Annotated in this window: 14 protein-coding genes and 2 tRNA genes; 10 read left to right on the plus strand and 6 right to left on the minus strand. The window is 52.9% G+C overall.

Features of this window, described 5'->3' with window-relative positions; genetic code table 11:
* Nucleotide 1 precedes the first annotated feature (1 nt).
* Together NA624_RS19130 and NA624_RS19135 are read right to left on the minus strand one after the other, a co-directional pair.
* Nucleotides 2-77, minus strand: a tRNA-Gly gene (locus NA624_RS19130).
* A gap of 37 nt (nt 78-114) precedes the next feature.
* Nucleotides 115-190, minus strand: a tRNA-Gly gene (locus tag NA624_RS19135).
* Nucleotides 191-465: 275 nt separating this feature from the next.
* On the opposite strand from NA624_RS19135, the gene NA624_RS19140 reads away from it, so the two are divergent.
* On the plus strand, nt 466-1,206 hold the full coding sequence (locus tag NA624_RS19140; RefSeq protein WP_000727892.1) for an arginine ABC transporter substrate-binding protein: 741 nt from the start codon (nt 466-468) through the stop codon (nt 1,204-1,206).
* Nucleotides 1,207-1,267: 61 nt separating this feature from the next.
* Here the strand turns inward: NA624_RS19140 and orn are convergent, their stop codons facing one another.
* Complete coding sequence (gene orn, locus NA624_RS19145; RefSeq protein WP_001271546.1) at nt 1,268-1,813, minus strand: oligoribonuclease; 546 nt, start codon at nt 1,811-1,813, stop codon at nt 1,268-1,270.
* Nucleotides 1,814-1,919: 106 nt separating this feature from the next.
* Between orn and rsgA the strand changes: the two genes are divergently transcribed.
* From rsgA to mscM, 3 genes are all read left to right on the plus strand, one after another.
* Nucleotides 1,920-2,972, plus strand: a complete 1,053-nt coding sequence (gene rsgA / locus NA624_RS19150; RefSeq protein ID WP_000041988.1) for a small ribosomal subunit biogenesis GTPase RsgA — start codon at nt 1,920-1,922, stop codon at nt 2,970-2,972.
* A 91-nt stretch (nt 2,973-3,063) separates the two neighbouring features.
* Nucleotides 3,064-4,032 (plus strand): archaetidylserine decarboxylase, encoded by a 969-nt coding sequence (gene asd / locus NA624_RS19155; RefSeq protein ID WP_000934949.1) that lies wholly within the window; start codon nt 3,064-3,066, stop codon nt 4,030-4,032.
* Between the two features lie 18 nt (nt 4,033-4,050).
* A complete protein-coding gene (gene mscM / locus NA624_RS19160; RefSeq protein ID WP_001236755.1) occupies nt 4,051-7,377 on the plus strand; it encodes a miniconductance mechanosensitive channel MscM in 3,327 nt (1,108 codons plus the stop codon).
* Between the two features lie 61 nt (nt 7,378-7,438).
* Here the strand turns inward: mscM and yjeM are convergent, their stop codons facing one another.
* Both yjeM and epmA read right to left on the minus strand, forming a co-directional pair.
* Nucleotides 7,439-8,941 carry a glutamate/gamma-aminobutyrate family transporter YjeM gene (gene yjeM, locus NA624_RS19165; protein WP_000149872.1) on the minus strand — a complete coding sequence of 501 codons (1,503 nt, stop codon included), beginning with the start codon at nt 8,939-8,941 and terminating at the stop codon, nt 7,439-7,441.
* 225 nt (nt 8,942-9,166) lie between these two features.
* Nucleotides 9,167-10,144, minus strand: a complete 978-nt coding sequence (gene epmA / locus NA624_RS19170) for an elongation factor P--(R)-beta-lysine ligase (RefSeq protein ID WP_000004797.1) — start codon at nt 10,142-10,144, stop codon at nt 9,167-9,169.
* Between the two features lie 322 nt (nt 10,145-10,466).
* On the opposite strand from epmA, the gene frdA reads away from it, so the two are divergent.
* From frdA to NA624_RS19195, 5 genes are all read left to right on the plus strand, one after another.
* Nucleotides 10,467-12,257 (plus strand): fumarate reductase (quinol) flavoprotein subunit, encoded by a 1,791-nt coding sequence (frdA, locus tag NA624_RS19175; protein WP_001192952.1) that lies wholly within the window; start codon nt 10,467-10,469, stop codon nt 12,255-12,257.
* Nucleotides 12,250-12,984 (plus strand): fumarate reductase iron-sulfur protein, encoded by a 735-nt coding sequence (gene frdB, locus NA624_RS19180; RefSeq protein WP_000829509.1) that lies wholly within the window; start codon nt 12,250-12,252, stop codon nt 12,982-12,984. Before frdA ends, frdB begins: the two co-directional genes overlap by 8 nt.
* A gap of 10 nt (nt 12,985-12,994) precedes the next feature.
* Nucleotides 12,995-13,390: a fumarate reductase subunit FrdC gene (gene frdC / locus NA624_RS19185; RefSeq protein WP_000208749.1), complete on the plus strand. Its 396-nt coding sequence runs from the start codon at nt 12,995-12,997 to the stop codon at nt 13,388-13,390.
* Nucleotides 13,391-13,400: 10 nt separating this feature from the next.
* Entirely contained in the window at nt 13,401-13,760 is a 360-nt protein-coding gene (frdD, locus tag NA624_RS19190) for a fumarate reductase subunit FrdD (protein WP_000609650.1), read from the plus strand.
* A 110-nt stretch (nt 13,761-13,870) separates the two neighbouring features.
* On the plus strand, nt 13,871-14,404 hold the full coding sequence (locus NA624_RS19195) for a lipocalin family protein (RefSeq protein ID WP_001221674.1): 534 nt from the start codon (nt 13,871-13,873) through the stop codon (nt 14,402-14,404).
* Between the two features lie 16 nt (nt 14,405-14,420).
* Here the strand turns inward: NA624_RS19195 and sugE are convergent, their stop codons facing one another.
* On the minus strand, nt 14,421-14,738 hold the full coding sequence (gene sugE, locus NA624_RS19200; RefSeq protein ID WP_000118469.1) for a quaternary ammonium compound efflux SMR transporter SugE: 318 nt from the start codon (nt 14,736-14,738) through the stop codon (nt 14,421-14,423).
* Between the two features lie 256 nt (nt 14,739-14,994).
* On the opposite strand from sugE, the gene NA624_RS19205 reads away from it, so the two are divergent.
* Nucleotides 14,995-15,582, plus strand: a complete 588-nt coding sequence (locus NA624_RS19205) for a helix-turn-helix transcriptional regulator (protein WP_000912959.1) — start codon at nt 14,995-14,997, stop codon at nt 15,580-15,582.
* The last annotated feature ends 7 nt before the right edge of the window (nt 15,583-15,589 follow it).

Raw genomic sequence — 15,589 nt, forward strand, 5'->3', positions numbered from 1 at the left:
TTGGAGCGGGAAACGAGACTCGAACTCGCGACCCCGACCTTGGCAAGGTCGTGCTCTACCAACTGAGCTATTCCCGCTTGGGTGCGCTTGTACTTAACAAGTACTTTCAAATTTTGGAGCGGGAAACGAGACTCGAACTCGCGACCCCGACCTTGGCAAGGTCGTGCTCTACCAACTGAGCTATTCCCGCAAATTTGTTGCTGTCGTAATTCGCATTTCTGCGTCGTTACGGGAGGCGCATTATACGAGAAATCCATTTAGCTGCAAGCCCCTGAACGCATTTTTTCGCGATTTTTGTTTGAATGCTGATTAAATCACCAAACAAGACAAAAAACGAGCAAAGCGCGCGCTATGCAACAAAAAACTTTTCACGCCACGCCTAAAGGCACAGAATCAGAATAGCACCCTGCGCCAAAAAAAGAATAGCACGGTGACCACAACATCCAATTGATATCAGGGATCAAGATGAAAAAAAAACTTATTGTCATGCTGTTAGCCAGCCTCTCCGTTCACGCCGCTTCCGTTTCCGCCAGAACATTACATTTTGGCACCTCCGCCACCTATGCGCCCTATGAGTTTGTCGATGCCGATAATAAAATTGTTGGTTTCGATATTGATGTCGCCAACGCGGTCTGCAAAGAGATGCAAGCGGAGTGCTCATTCACTAACCAGAGCTTTGATAGTCTGATCCCCGGCCTACGCTTCAAAAAGTTTGATGCGGTGATCGCCGGTATGGATATGACGCCCAAACGTGAGCAGCAGGTCTCCTTTAGCCAACCCTATTACGAAGGTTTATCGGCGGTAGTCGTCACGCGTAAAGGGGCTTATCACACTTTTGCCGATCTGAAAGGCAAAAAAGTCGGTCTGGAAAACGGTACAACGCATCAGCGCTATTTGCAGGATAAACAACAAGCTATCACGCCTGTCGCCTATGACAGCTATCTAAACGCCTTTACCGATCTGAAAAATAACCGTCTTGAGGGCGTGTTTGGCGATGTCGCCGCGATTGGAAAGTGGCTAAAAAACAATCCGGATTACGCCATCATGGATGAACGCGCCAGCGATCCTGACTACTACGGAAAAGGGTTAGGCATTGCGGTACGCAAAGGCAATGACGCGCTATTGCAAGAAATTAATGCCGCGCTCGACAAGGTGAAAGCGTCGCCGGAATATGCGCAAATGCAAGAGAAATGGTTTACGCAGTAATTCAGTGGCGGGAGAGCTGCCGGATGAGACGCTCTGGCGTTGCCATCCGGCATGTTACGCCTCACAGCTTAATGAAATGCTCGCGGTAGTAAGCCAGCTCCGCCACCGACTCGCGAATATCATCCATCGCCTGGTGCGTGCCCTGCTTGGTAAAGCCGGCCAGAATCTCCGGCTTCCAGCGGCGCGCCAGTTCCTTGAGCGTACTGACATCCAGATAGCGATAGTGGAAGTAAGCCTCCAGTTCCGGCATATATTTAAACAGAAAACGACGATCCTGACCGATACTGTTACCGCAAATCGGCGACTTACCCGCAGGCACCCACGTTTTCAGAAATTCAATCGTCGCCAGTTCAGCGTCTCGTTCGCCCATCGTACTTGCCTTAACGCGATCTACCAGACCGCTGCCGGTATGGGTGCGCACGTTCCAGTCATCCATTAACGCCAGTTGCGCATCGGATTGATGTACCGCAATCGTCGGCCCTTCCGCCAGAATATTCAGGCTGGCATCCGTTACCAGCGTGGCTATCTCAATAATGCGATCGCGCTCGGGGTCCAGACCTGTCATCTCCAGATCGATCCAAATCAGGTTGTTTTCATCGGCACTCATGCTATTTTCCACCCTTCAGAGGTCACATTCACTGTGACTATATTCATCTACAATTGCGTGTATCATAGATGTTTTGCCCACTATGGGCGACCAGGAGCCAGTACGATTGAGCAAAAATAAACTCTCCAAAGGCCAGCAGCGCCGTGTGAACGCCAATCACCAGCGTCGTTTAAAAACGTCCGTGGAGAAAGCCGACTACGATGACAACCTGTTTGGCGAGCCTGCAGAAGGTATCGTCATTAGCCGTTTTGGTATGCATGCCGATGTGGAGTCTGCTGACGGCGAGGTTCACCGTTGCAATATCCGCCGCACTATCCGTTCGCTGGTGACGGGCGATCGCGTCGTCTGGCGTCCGGGCAAAGCCGCCGCAGAGGGCGTCAACGTAAAAGGCATCGTTGAAGCGGTGCATGAGCGCACCTCGGTATTGACGCGCCCGGACTTCTACGACGGCGTGAAGCCTATTGCCGCCAACATTGACCAAATCGTTATCGTCTCCGCGATTTTGCCGGAGCTGTCGCTGAATATCATCGATCGCTATCTGGTCGGCTGTGAAACCCTACAGGTTGAGCCGCTTATCGTACTCAATAAAATTGATCTGCTGGACGACGAAGGTATGGACTTCGTTAATGAGCAGATGGATATCTACCGCAATATCGGCTATCGCGTGTTGATGGTCTCCAGCCATACGCAGGATGGTCTGAAACCGCTGGAAGAGGCGTTAACCGGTCGCATCAGTATTTTTGCCGGGCAGTCCGGCGTCGGAAAATCCAGTCTGCTAAACGCTCTGCTCGGCTTACAGAACGAGATTCTGACGAACGATGTGTCGAATGTCTCCGGTCTGGGTCAACATACCACTACCGCTGCTCGTCTGTATCATTTCCCGCATGGCGGCGATGTCATTGATTCCCCCGGCGTGCGCGAGTTCGGCTTATGGCATCTGGAGCCGGAACAAATCACCCAGGGCTTTGTCGAATTTCATGACTATTTGGGACATTGCAAATACCGGGACTGCAAGCATGACGCCGATCCAGGCTGCGCCATTCGCGAAGCGGTAGAGAACGGCGCTATTGCGGAAACCCGTTTCGAAAATTATCACCGAATTCTTGAAAGTATGGCGCAGGTAAAAACGCGTAAAAACTTTTCTGATACGGACGACTGACAGATACGCTAGGCGTCGTTAGAATCGTCCCCTTTTTTCAGGATACCGGTATAACTGCCGGTTCAGGAACAACAATGGCCTGGAGGCTACCTTGTTAAACTCATTTAAACTTTCGCTACAATACATTCTGCCGAAACTATGGCTCACTCGCCTGGCGGGCTGGGGCGCAAGCAAACGAGCAGGATGGCTGACAAAACTGGTTATCGATCTCTTCGTAAAGTATTACAAAGTTGATATGACCGAGGCGCAAAAACCGGATACCGCCAGCTATCGTACGTTCAATGATTTCTTTGTTCGTCCGCTGCGTGATGACGTGCGTCCGCTCAATACCGATCCTAACATCCTGGTTATGCCTGCCGACGGCGTGATAAGCCAGTTAGGTCGTATCGAAGAAGATAAAATTTTGCAGGCCAAAGGCCATAATTACAGCCTTGAAGCGTTGCTGGCGGGTAACTACCTGATGGCGGATAAGTTTCGCAACGGCACGTTTGTGACCACTTACCTCTCCCCTCGCGACTACCATCGCGTGCATATGCCATGCAACGGCATCCTGCGTGAAATGATCTACGTACCGGGCGATCTGTTCTCCGTTAACCATCTGACCGCGCAAAACGTCCCCAACCTGTTTGCCCGCAACGAGCGCGTTATCTGTCTGTTTGATACCGAGTTCGGTCCTATGGCGCAGATTCTGGTCGGCGCAACTATTGTCGGCAGTATCGAAACCGTCTGGGCGGGGACCATTACCCCGCCGCGCGAAGGCATCATCAAGCGCTGGACCTGGCCAGAAGGCGAACATGAAGGGTCTGTCGCCTTGTTGAAAGGCCAGGAGATGGGGCGCTTTAAACTGGGTTCCACGGTCATCAACTTATTTGCGCCGGGGAAAGTGAATCTGATCGCGTCGCTGGCAAGCCTGTCCGTTACCAAAATTGGCCAACCGCTGGCGACGTCGACCGAAACATTCGTCGCGCCGGAGGTAGAACCTGCTCCGCTGCCGGCAGAAGAAATTAAAGCCGAACACGACGCCAGCCCGCTGGTTGACAATAAAAAAGACGACACCTAATCAAGAGAGAATGCTGACGTGCGCCTGATTATCGCTTTTCTGATGGCCTGGTGCCTCAGCACGGGGGCGTTCGCCGCAACGGCCCCCGACGCCAAACAAATCACGCAGGAACTGGAGCAGGCAAAAGCGGCGAAGCCCGCTCAGCCGGAAGCCGTTGAGGCGCTCCAGACTGCTTTAAACGCGCTTGAAGAGCGAAAAGGCTCGCTTGAGCGCGCGAAACAATATCAACACGTTATTGATAATTTCCCTAAGCTATCCGCCACCTTGCGCGCCCAGTTGAATAATCTGCGCGATGAGCCTCGCAGCGTACCGCCAGAGATGTCCACCGAAGCGTTAAATCAGGAGATCTTGCAGGTTAGCAGCCAGCTACTGGATAAAACCCGCGAGGCGCAACAGGAGCAGGAGCGCGTCAGGGAGATCGCCGACTCGCTCAGCCAGCTTCCCCAACAGCAAAACGATGCCCGCCGCCAGCTTAATGAGATTGAGCGACGGCTCGGCGCCGCAGGCGGAAGTGCCGCGCTTAGCCAGGCGCAAAGTCTCAGTATGCAGGCGGAGTCCGCCAAACTAAAAGCGTTAGTCGACGAACTGGAGTTGGCGCAACTGTCCGCCAACAACCGGCAGGAACTGGCTCGTCTGCGTTCCGAGCTGGCGGAAAAACAGAGTCAGCAATTGGATGCGTATCTTCAGGCGCTGCGCAATCAGCTCAATAGCCTGCGTCAACGTGAAGCGGAACGCGCGCTGGAAAGCACTGAGCTGCTGGCGGAAAACAGCGCCGGTTTGCCGGAAGGCATCGTCGAACAATTTAAAGTCAACCGCGAGCTGTCACAGGCACTCAATCAACAAGCGCAGCGGATGGATCTGGTCGCCTCGCAGCAGCGACAGGCTACCAGCCAAACGTTACAGGTGCGCCAGGCGCTCAATACGCTGCGGGAGCAGTCGCAATGGCTTGGCGTGTCCAACATGCTTGGCGAAGCGCTGCGCGCGCAGGTCGCCCGTCTGCCAGAGATGCCTAAGCCGCAGCAGCTTGATACGGAAATGGCGCAGCTACGCGTCCACCGTATGCGCTATGAAGAGTTACTCAATAAGCAGCCGCAGCTACGGCAAATACGTCAGGCCAATGGACAGCCGCTGACCGCCGAGCAAAACCAGATCCTTGACGCCCAGCTTCGCACTCAGCGCGAGCTGCTCAACTCTTTGTTACAGGGCGGCGACACGCTGATCCTGGAGCTGACCAAACTGAAAGTCTCCAACAGCCAACTGGAGGATGCGCTTAAAGAGGTTAATGAAGCGACCCACCGTTATCTGTTCTGGACCGCTGACGTTAGCCCGCTATCGCTCTCCTGGCCTGTTGATTTGGTTCAGGATTTACGCCGGCTTATCTCATTAGATACGTTTAATCAGTTAGGTAAAGCCAGCATCATGATGCTGACCAGCAAAGAGACGCTACTGCCGTTATTCGGCGCGCTGGCGCTGGTCGGGTTTAGCCTCTATTCACGCCAACACTTCAACCGGTTCCTTGAGCGCTCGGCCTCGCGCGTCGGGAAAGTCACCCAGGATCACTTCTCGCTGACGCTGCGAACGGTGTTCTGGTCGATTCTGGTCGCCTCGCCGCTGCCGGTCTTGTGGGCGACGCTCGGCTATGGTCTACAGGAAGCCTGGCCGTATCCGCTGGCCGTCGCCATCGGCGATGGCGTGACGGCGACAGTACCGCTGTTGTGGGTAGTCATGATTTGCGCCGCGTTTGCCCGCCCTAATGGCCTGTTTGTGGCGCATTTTGGCTGGCCGCGAAACCGGGTAGCGAAAGCGATGCGCTACTACCTGATGAGCATTGGGCTGATCGTGCCGCTCATCATGGCAGTGATCATGTTTGATAATCTTAACGATCGGGAGTTTTCCGGCTCGTTGGGCCGCCTTTGCTTCATCCTGATATGCGGCGCGCTGGCGCTGGTCACGCTGAGTCTGAAAAAAGCGGGCATCCCGCTCTATCTTGATAAAGAAGGCAACGGCGACAACATGGTCAACAGCCTGCTGTGGAATATGTTGATGGGCGCGCCGCTTATCGCGATTCTGGCAGCGGCAGTGGGTTATCTGGCCACGGCGCAGGCGCTACTGGCGAGACTGGAAACCTCGGTCGCCATCTGGTTCCTGTTGCTGGTCATTTATCACGTCATTCGCCGCTGGATGCTGATCCAACGACGCCGACTGGCTTTTGACCGCGCCAAACATCGTCGGGCGGAAATGCTGGCGCAGCGCGCGCGCGGCGAAGAAGAACCGGCGCATTCCTCCAGCCTGGAAGGCGCGGTCGACATCGATGAAAGTGAAATCGATCTTGACGCTATTAGCGCTCAGTCGCTGCGTCTGGTCCGCTCAATTCTGATGCTTATCGCCCTACTATCGGTAATTGTACTGTGGTCGGAAATTCACTCGGCATTCGGCTTCCTGGAGAATATTTCGCTGTGGGATGTCACCTCTACGGTGCAAGGCGTGGAAAGCCTGGAGCCGATTACCCTCGGGGCGGTGCTCATTGCGATTCTGGTCTTTATCATAACCACGCAGTTGGTGCGTAATCTGCCTGCGCTGCTGGAACTGGCGTTATTACAGCATCTCGATTTAACGCCTGGTACCGGTTACGCCATCACGACCATCACCAAATATTTGTTAATGCTGATTGGCGGGCTGGTCGGTTTCTCGATGATCGGCATTGAGTGGTCGAAGCTACAATGGCTGGTGGCCGCGCTCGGCGTTGGGCTTGGTTTTGGCCTGCAAGAAATTTTCGCTAACTTTATCTCCGGCCTGATTATTTTGTTTGAAAAGCCGATTCGTATCGGCGATACGGTGACCATTCGCGATCTCACTGGCAGCGTGACCAAAATCAATACCCGCGCCACCACCATCAGCGACTGGGATCGTAAAGAGATTATCGTGCCGAATAAAGCCTTTATCACCGAACAGTTTATCAACTGGTCGCTGTCTGACTCCGTTACGCGCGTGGTGTTAACCATCCCGGCACCGGCGGATGCCAATAGCGAAGAGGTGACGCAAATTCTACTGACGGCGGCGCAGCGCTGTTCTTTGGTGCTGGATAACCCGCCGCCTGAAATCTTTCTGGTGGATCTCCAGCAGGGTATTCAGATTTTCGAACTGCGTATCTATGCCGCGGAAATGGGACACCGTATGCCATTACGCCATGAGATCCACCAATTGATTCTGGCGGGCTTCCGCGAGCACGGTATTGATATGCCGTTCCCGCCGTTCCAGATGCGTCTGGAGAGTCTCGGCGGTAAACAAACGGGGAGAACGTTAACGTCAGCGGGTAAAACCAGCCGCCCGGCGGGGAGTTTGTAGCGCATGATCCAGGCAAGAAATGCCGGATGCGACCCGTGGGGTCTTATCCGGCATACGGCCTTTACTCCGCCGCCCACTCCGGATCAGCGCTCATGCGGCTGCTGTAATTCTGATAAATCGCCATCGCCAGCAGCGAGAAGAAGATCGGGCCGCCGATCATCCACAAGGCGCTGTCCCAGTCCCCAGCTTCAATCACTGGCTGGATGATGGTAAAGACGTTGGCAAACGTCACCACCAGCACCACAACACCCGTCGCGACCAGGGTAGAGGCTTTGGTTTTAAAGAGAACAAATGGCCGCTCCAGATCCTGACGCGCTTTAAAGAAGGGAAATGCCAGCGCAAGGAACAGGTATGGCAAGGTCATTGAGACGTTCGCCATCAGCGTGAGTTTGTTATAAAACGCCGATGCGGTGTCACCGCCAAAAGAGACCAGCAAAATAAACAGACTCACCAGCACGCACTGTAGCCACATAGCGGTCGCCGGCATACCGTTAGCGTTCAGTGTCGTCATCGGCGCGGGCCACAACGCTTTTGGCGTCCCCTGAATAATGGCTTTCAGCGGTGAATAGCTCAACGTAAAAAACGCGCCAGTATAAGCCAGAAACATAGAAAGGCCGGTGATACGCGCAAACCAGACGCCCACCGTCATCGCTGCGTCCGGAGAAAGGTTTAACGCGTTACCTAATGTCGTGCCTAAACTCGACATCAGAATGTAGGTGATATTCCCTAAGTTAACGGCGCTATTACTTAATATCTGTTGCCAGTTAGTGCTGACGCCCCATAAAAAGATCGCCAAAGAATAACCAATTGAAATCACAATAGCCGCGAAAACAATACCTTTCGCAAAATTCTTTTCCGGTTTCTCGGTTTTATCCACCAGTCCGCCGACAGCCTCAATACCGCCGTAAGCAAAAATAGCAAATACCACAAATGACAACATTGCCAGGCCGGAGTGATAACCCGGATTCGGTGACGAGGTAAAATTAATTTCTTGTGCAAAATGCCCACCATTTAATAACAAAATAGCGACACTCACTAACAATAAAACTAAATTAAGGCACATTACGGCAATACCTCCGACCGCCGTAATTCGCGCAATTTTATTGATCCCTCTGGCGGCGACACACGTCACCAGAATCATCCAGCCGACGGCGAGCAGCCCGACAACCTGCGTAGGCTCAAGCCCCGCAATACGCCAGTGCTGCGTCATATCGGCGCCAAAAACAAAAGTAGAAAACGGTACCCAAATTTTTGCCGCCGTACTTACCATCCATATGACATACGATGAAAACCACATAAACGTGCCGATAAACGCGTAACGTGGCCCCACGCTATTATTCATCCACGAATAGATCCCGCCCTCTTCTTTGCGATAAGCGGAACCCATTTCAGCCATCATTAAGGCGAATGGAATAAAAAACAGCAAGGCAGAAAATATATACCACGGGATTGCGCTATACCCCATTAAATAAAACGCCGACGGGCTATTCGCAAAACCAAAAACAGAAGTAAAAATCATCAGGATAAGCCCAATAAGGCTCATCTTTTTTATCGTGTGGGTCATTCAACCATCCCTTACGCTCGAGCGCGTTTGCCAGACGCCGCTCACCGATTGACGCCGCCTTCTTTTTTACAAAGGTCAGCGATAAAAAAATCAACACAGGATTGATACCTAAATGGCATCAAAGCTCCAGCCTTATGTTGTGGCAAATAGAGGATAATTGAAAAAATATGCTACAAAATGGCGCTTATTGCGCCATTTTATCTCGCGAAAGAGTGAATTTCAGATTTACGCCCGATCGACCGTAAAAGCAATCACGTCCGCCAGGCTTTCTGCTCCCAGCGCCAGCATCACCAGACGATCAACACCCAGCGCCACGCCGGAACAATCCGGTAGACCGGCGGCCAGCGCATCCAGTAGATTTTGGTCAATCGGCTGCTGCGGCAGACCGCGCGCGGCGCGCTTACGATTGTCCTGTTCAAAGCGCTGTTGTTGCTCACGTGCGTCCGTCAGTTCGTGGAAACCATTCGCCAGCTCAATACCTTTGTAGTACACCTCAAAGCGCTCGGCGACGCGATGATCCTCGGTACTGATTTGTGCCAACGATGCCTGACTTGCCGGAAAGTGATAAATAAAGGTCGGCTTTTCTTTACCTATATGCGGCTCAACCCCCATCGTGAACAACAGTTGCAGCAACGTATCACGGTCTTCTTCCGTATCGGCGATATTGCTTAAATCAAGCTTTGCCGCCGCCTCACGCAGTTGCGTTTTATCTGCTGACAACGGGTCAATCTCCAGATGGCGCTGAAACGCCTGTTGATAGGAGAGACTTTCCGCAGGTTGACAATCCAGCACTTGCTGAAGCAAATCATCCACTTCATTCATCAGGCGGTACATATCGTAATGCGGGCGATACCACTCCAGCATAGTGAATTCCGGATTATGATGTCGTCCCATCTCTTCATTACGGAAACTGCGGCATAGCTGGAAAACCGGGCCGCACCCTGCCGCCAGCAGGCGTTTCATATGGTATTCCGGACTGGTCATTAAATAGAGGTTCATCCCCTGGGAATGGCCAGGTCCGACGAAACGCGTTTCGAACGGGAACAGATGAATGTCTGTGACCGTCGCCTGACTCATGCAGGGCGTCTCAACCTCAAGCACTCCACGATCGGCAAAGAAACGACGGATTTCCGCCATAATCGCCGCACGTTTTAATAAATTGGGGATGGACGCGCTCGGCTGCCAGGTTGCCGTTTCGCTCATGATTCTTTCTCCAGTTTAAGACAAGGTCACGAAGTCTACTCGCAACGCGCGGGCGAAACAAATTTTGCGCAGGCGTATCGGGCGCCTTCTGGAGGGTAAAAAAAGTGATTTCAGATGGTTTAGTAATTAAATTAATCAAAATCAATGATAATTCATCCCTCTGATACGCTAAAAAAATCGAACACGTCAAATTTCCCTGACATCCCTGAGACTATACTGTTGTACCCATAAAGGAGCAGTGGAAACGCATTCATACTTCGCAGAACCCAGAGGCTTTATCTGGCTGCGCGAGGGTGAAATTACAATAATCTGGAGGAATGTCGTGCAAACCTTTCAAGCCGATCTTGCCATTATAGGCGCCGGTGGCGCGGGATTACGTGCTGCAATTGCTGCCGCACAGGCGAATCCCAATGCTAAAATCGCACTGATCTCAAAAGTGTACCCGATGCGCAGCCACACCGTCGCTGCCGAAGGGGGCTCAGCCGCTGTCGCCCAGGATCATGACAGCTTTGACTACCATTTTCACGATACGGTAGCAGGCGGAGACTGGCTGTGTGAGCAGGATGTCGTGGATTACTTTGTCCACCATTGTCCCACTGAGATGACGCAGCTGGAGCAATGGGGCTGCCCGTGGAGCCGCCGTCCGGACGGTAGCGTTAACGTGCGTCGCTTCGGTGGTATGAAAATCGAGCGTACCTGGTTCGCCGCGGATAAAACCGGCTTCCATATGCTACATACCCTGTTCCAGACTTCCCTGCAGTTCCCGCAAATCCAGCGCTTTGACGAACATTTTGTGCTGGATATTCTGGTTGATGACAACCATGCACGCGGCCTGGTGGCAATGAACATGATGGAAGGCACGCTGGTGCAAATCCGCGCCAACGCCGTGGTAATGGCGACAGGCGGCGCAGGCCGCGTATACCGCTATAACACCAACGGCGGCATCGTCACCGGCGACGGGATGGGCATGGCGCTGAGCCACGGCGTTCCGCTGCGTGATATGGAATTCGTTCAGTATCACCCGACCGGCCTGCCAGGTTCCGGTATCCTGATGACTGAAGGTTGCCGCGGCGAAGGCGGTATTCTGGTCAATAAAAATGGCTACCGTTATCTGCAAGACTACGGCATGGGCCCCGAAACGCCGCTGGGCGAGCCGAAAAACAAATATATGGAACTGGGGCCGCGCGACAAAGTATCCCAGGCTTTCTGGCACGAATGGCGTAAAGGCAACACCATCTCCACGCCGCGCGGCGATGTGGTTCACCTCGACCTGCGTCATCTCGGCGAGAAGAAACTGCATGAACGTCTGCCGTTCATTTGCGAACTGGCGAAAGCCTATGTCGGCGTCGATCCGGTTAAAGAACCGATTCCAGTACGTCCGACCGCGCACTACACCATGGGCGGCATTGAAACCGACCAGAACTGTGAAAGCCGTGTCAAAGGGCTGTTTGCCGTTGGCGAATGCTCCTCTGTTGGCCTGCATGGCGCGAACCGCCTCGGTTCCAACTCACTGGCGGAACTGGTGGTGTTTGGTCGTCTGGCTGGCGAACAAGCAATGGAACGCGCTGCGACGGCTGGCGCCGCAAATAGCGCCGCGCTCGACGCCCAGGTTGCCGATATTGAACAGCGTCTGAAAAATCTGGTGAACCAGGAAGGCAACGAAAACTGGTCGAAGATCCGCGATGAGATGGGTCTGTCTATGGAAGAAGGTTGCGGTATTTACCGTACCCCGGAACTGATGCAGAAAACCATTGATAAACTGGCCGAGCTTCAGGAACGTTTCAAGCGCGTACGTATCTCCGATACCTCCAGCGTGTTCAACACTGACCTGCTGTATACCATCGAACTGGGTCATGGTCTGAACGTGGCGGAATGTATGGCGCACTCTGCGCTGGCGCGTAAAGAGTCCCGCGGCGCGCATCAGCGTCTGGATGAAGGCTGTACCGAGCGCGACGATGTGAACTTCCTCAAGCACACCCTCGCCTTCCGCGATGCTGATGGCACGACCCGTCTGGAATACAGCGACGTGAAAATCACCACCCTGCCGCCAGCCAAACGTGTTTACGGCGGTGAAGCGGAAGCAGCCGATAAGAAGGAGAAGGCGAATGGCTGAGATGAAAAACCTGAAAGTTGAGGTGGTGCGCTATAACCCGGAAACCGATACCGCGCCGCACAGTGCTTTCTATGAAGTTCCTTATGATGAAACAACATCGCTACTGGACGCGTTGGGCTACATCAAAGATAACCTGTCGCCAGACCTGAGCTACCGCTGGTCCTGCCGTATGGCGATCTGCGGCTCTTGCGGCATGATGGTCAACAACGTCCCTAAACTGGCGTGTAAAACCTTCCTGCGCGATTACACCAACGGTATGAAGGTGGAAGCGCTGGCGAACTTCCCGATTGAGCGCGATCTGGTTGTCGATATGACGCACTTTATCGAAAGCCTGGAAGCGATCAAACCGTACATTATTGGCAACTCTCGCACGCCAGATCAGGGGCCGAATGTCCAGACCCCGGCGCAAATGGCCAAGTATCACCAGTTCTCCGGTTGCATCAACTGTGGTCTGTGCTACGCCGCGTGCCCGCAGTTCGGTCTGAATCCTGAGTTTATCGGACCGGCTGCGATTACGCTGGCGCATCGCTATAACGAAGATAGCCGCGATCACGGTAAGAAGGAGCGTATGGCGCAGTTGAACAGTCCGAACGGCGTATGGACCTGTACTTTCGTGGGCTACTGCTCCGAAGTCTGTCCAAAACATGTCGATCCGGCTGCGGCCATTCAGCAGGGTAAAGTGGAAAGCTCGAAAGACTTTCTTATCGCCACCCTGAAACCACGCTAAGGAGTGCAACATGACGACTAAACGCAAACCCTATGTGCGGCCGATGACGTCCACCTGGTGGAAAAAACTGCCGTTTTATCGCTTTTATATGCTGCGCGAAGGCACAGCAGTGCCGGCAGTCTGGTTCAGTATTGAACTGATTTTCGGTCTGTTTGCGCTCAAACACGGCGCGGAATCCTGGATGGGATTCGTCGGCTTTTTACAAAACCCGGTGGTGGTGATCTTAAACCTGATCACCCTGGCGGCCGCGCTGCTGCACACCAAAACCTGGTTTGAACTGGCGCCGAAGGCGGCCAATATCATTGTAAAAGACGAAAAAATGGGGCCAGAGCCAATCATCAAAGGGCTTTGGGTGGTCACTGCGGTAGTCACCGTAGTCATTCTGTATGTTGCCCTGTTCTGGTAAGGAGTCCCGGATGATTAATCCAAACCCAAAACGTTCTGATGAACCCGTATTCTGGGGACTGTTTGGCGCAGGCGGTATGTGGGGCGCGATCATCGCGCCGGTGATCGTGCTACTGGTTGGCATCATGCTGCCGCTGGGGCTATTTCCGGGCGATGCCCTGAGTTTTGAGCGCGTACTGACGTTCGCCCAAAGCTTTATTGGTCGCGTTTTTCTGTTCCTGATGATTGTGCTGCCGCTATGGTGTGGCCTACACCGTATGCACCACGCGATGCATGACCTGAAAATCCACGTGCCCGCGGGCAAATGGGTCTTTTACGGTCTGGCGGCAATCCTGACCGTTGTGACAGCGATTGGCGTTATCACTCTCTAAGTTGCCACGATGCCCTCTTATCTACCCGATAAGAGGGCGTTTTTTCTTTTCCTGCCTCTCATTTTCCCGCCAGGTTCTACACTTAGAAAAAACACTGGAAGGAAAATCTTATGCGCATTCTGCCCGTCGTTGCTGCAGTTACGGCCGTATTTCTGGTCGTCGCCTGTAGTTCGCCTACTCCGCCTAAAGGCGTTACCGTGGTAAATAACTTTGATGCCAAACGTTACCTCGGCACCTGGTATGAGATCGCACGCCTCGATCATCGATTTGAACGTGGACTGGAACAAGTCACGGCCACCTATAGTCTGCGTGACGATGGCGGGATTAATGTCATCAATAAAGGCTATAACCCGGATCGGGGAATGTGGCAAAAAACAGAAGGCAAAGCGTATTTTACCGGTAGTCCAAACCGCGCCGCGCTCAAGGTCTCTTTTTTCGGCCCGTTCTACGGCGGCTATAACGTGATTGCGCTTGACCGGGAATACCGTCATGCGTTGGTGTGCGGCCCGGATCGCGACTATCTGTGGATACTCTCTCGCACGCCAACGCTTTCTGAGGAAATAAAACAGCAAATGCTGGCCGTCGCGACCCGGGAGGGGTTTGACGTCAATAAATTAATTTGGGTAAAACAATCAGGTTCGTAGCAATGTCAGCGACGAATTAATGCGCACTGAGTTTTAGCCCAATGATACCCGCGACGATCAAGCCAAGACTGAGCAAACGCGCCGGTGAGGCAGACTCGCCCAGCAGAAGGATACCGGTGATTGCCGCCCCGACGGCGCCGATGCCGGTCCAGATGGCGTACGCCGTTCCAACGGGCAGCGTTTTCATTGCCCAGGAAAGTAACGCCATACTGATAACCATGGCCGTAATGGTGATAATACTGGGGGTCAGACGAGAAAAACCGTGGGTATACTTCAGGCCGACAGCCCATACCACTTCAAGTAAACCAGCGATTAATAGAATGATCCAGGACATAGCAGGCTCCAGATAATTAATGGGGCCGTCCCCGGTGAGAATAGCGTTTACAGGTCGTCCTGTAACGTATACGGATGAAAAGCCATTTTTGCCTGAGAGAAAATGAATTTCAACCTTTTTATTTTTTTCCGTCTAAAGGCGGGAATTGGCCCTTTTAAGCCGCGTAGTTTTCGCATTTAGCGCCCACAGGAGTTCTCTATGATGGAACGCCTTCTGGGAAAGAAAGTGCTTTATCTACTTCCGGGTGCAAAAAACTATGTTGAAAATTTTAGTGATAGACCGATGCCACTTTACCCGTACGGGCATGGAGGCCTGGCTTAATCACACTGATGTGCTCAGTTCTTCACTGCTGGTATCCGGGATGAATAACCTTATACTGGCGAAAGAACATATTCTGCAATGGAAGCCCCATCTGGTTATCGCTGATTTATATGGTTTTCTCAACGATGCCTTACCCGAACAGCCTATCAATGCATTTTTTGCCGCCTGCAGGATGACGCCGTTGGTATTATTACAGTCAGGGAATATGCCGTACAGACCACAATATGCCAGTCATGCGGTGTTATCTAAACACACGCCTTTACATGAGCTTGCACAACGAATTAAAGGAGCTCTATATACTCATCCACTGCAGGAAGCGCCGGAAAGCGCCACGCCATTGCTCTCTCCGCAGGAGGAAAAGGTACTCGCGATGTGGACGGAAGGCACCAGCAATAAAGAGATTGCGTATGCGCTTGGTATTCACGGGAAAACGGTTTACACCTATAAGCGTAATATCCGTATGAAACTTCATATGGATAACCGGTATTCTCCCTTTCTTATGCTTCCGGAGAAAATCGATTAACGGTACG

The sequence above is a fragment of the Salmonella sp. NW38 genome, from assembly GCF_051807745.1.
Classification (GTDB): domain Bacteria; phylum Pseudomonadota; class Gammaproteobacteria; order Enterobacterales; family Enterobacteriaceae; genus Salmonella; species Salmonella enterica.

Bases quoted from the DNA above. Each gene is read 5' to 3' on its own strand.
- NA624_RS19140 (WP_000727892.1), top strand. From the start codon at position 466: ATGAAAAAAAAACTTATTGTCATGCTGTTAGCCAGCCTCTCCGTTCAC.
- orn (WP_001271546.1), bottom strand. From the start codon at position 1,813: ATGAGTGCCGATGAAAACAACCTGATTTGGATCGATCTGGAGATGACA.
- yjeM (WP_000149872.1), bottom strand. From the start codon at position 8,941: ATGACCCACACGATAAAAAAGATGAGCCTTATTGGGCTTATCCTGATG.
- epmA (WP_000004797.1), bottom strand. From the start codon at position 10,144: ATGAGCGAAACGGCAACCTGGCAGCCGAGCGCGTCCATCCCCAATTTA.
- frdB (WP_000829509.1), top strand. From the start codon at position 12,250: ATGGCTGAGATGAAAAACCTGAAAGTTGAGGTGGTGCGCTATAACCCG.
- frdC (WP_000208749.1), top strand. From the start codon at position 12,995: ATGACGACTAAACGCAAACCCTATGTGCGGCCGATGACGTCCACCTGG.
- frdD (WP_000609650.1), top strand. From the start codon at position 13,401: ATGATTAATCCAAACCCAAAACGTTCTGATGAACCCGTATTCTGGGGA.
- NA624_RS19195 (WP_001221674.1), top strand. From the start codon at position 13,871: ATGCGCATTCTGCCCGTCGTTGCTGCAGTTACGGCCGTATTTCTGGTC.
- sugE (WP_000118469.1), bottom strand. From the start codon at position 14,738: ATGTCCTGGATCATTCTATTAATCGCTGGTTTACTTGAAGTGGTATGG.
- NA624_RS19205 (WP_000912959.1), top strand. From the start codon at position 14,995: ATGTTGAAAATTTTAGTGATAGACCGATGCCACTTTACCCGTACGGGC.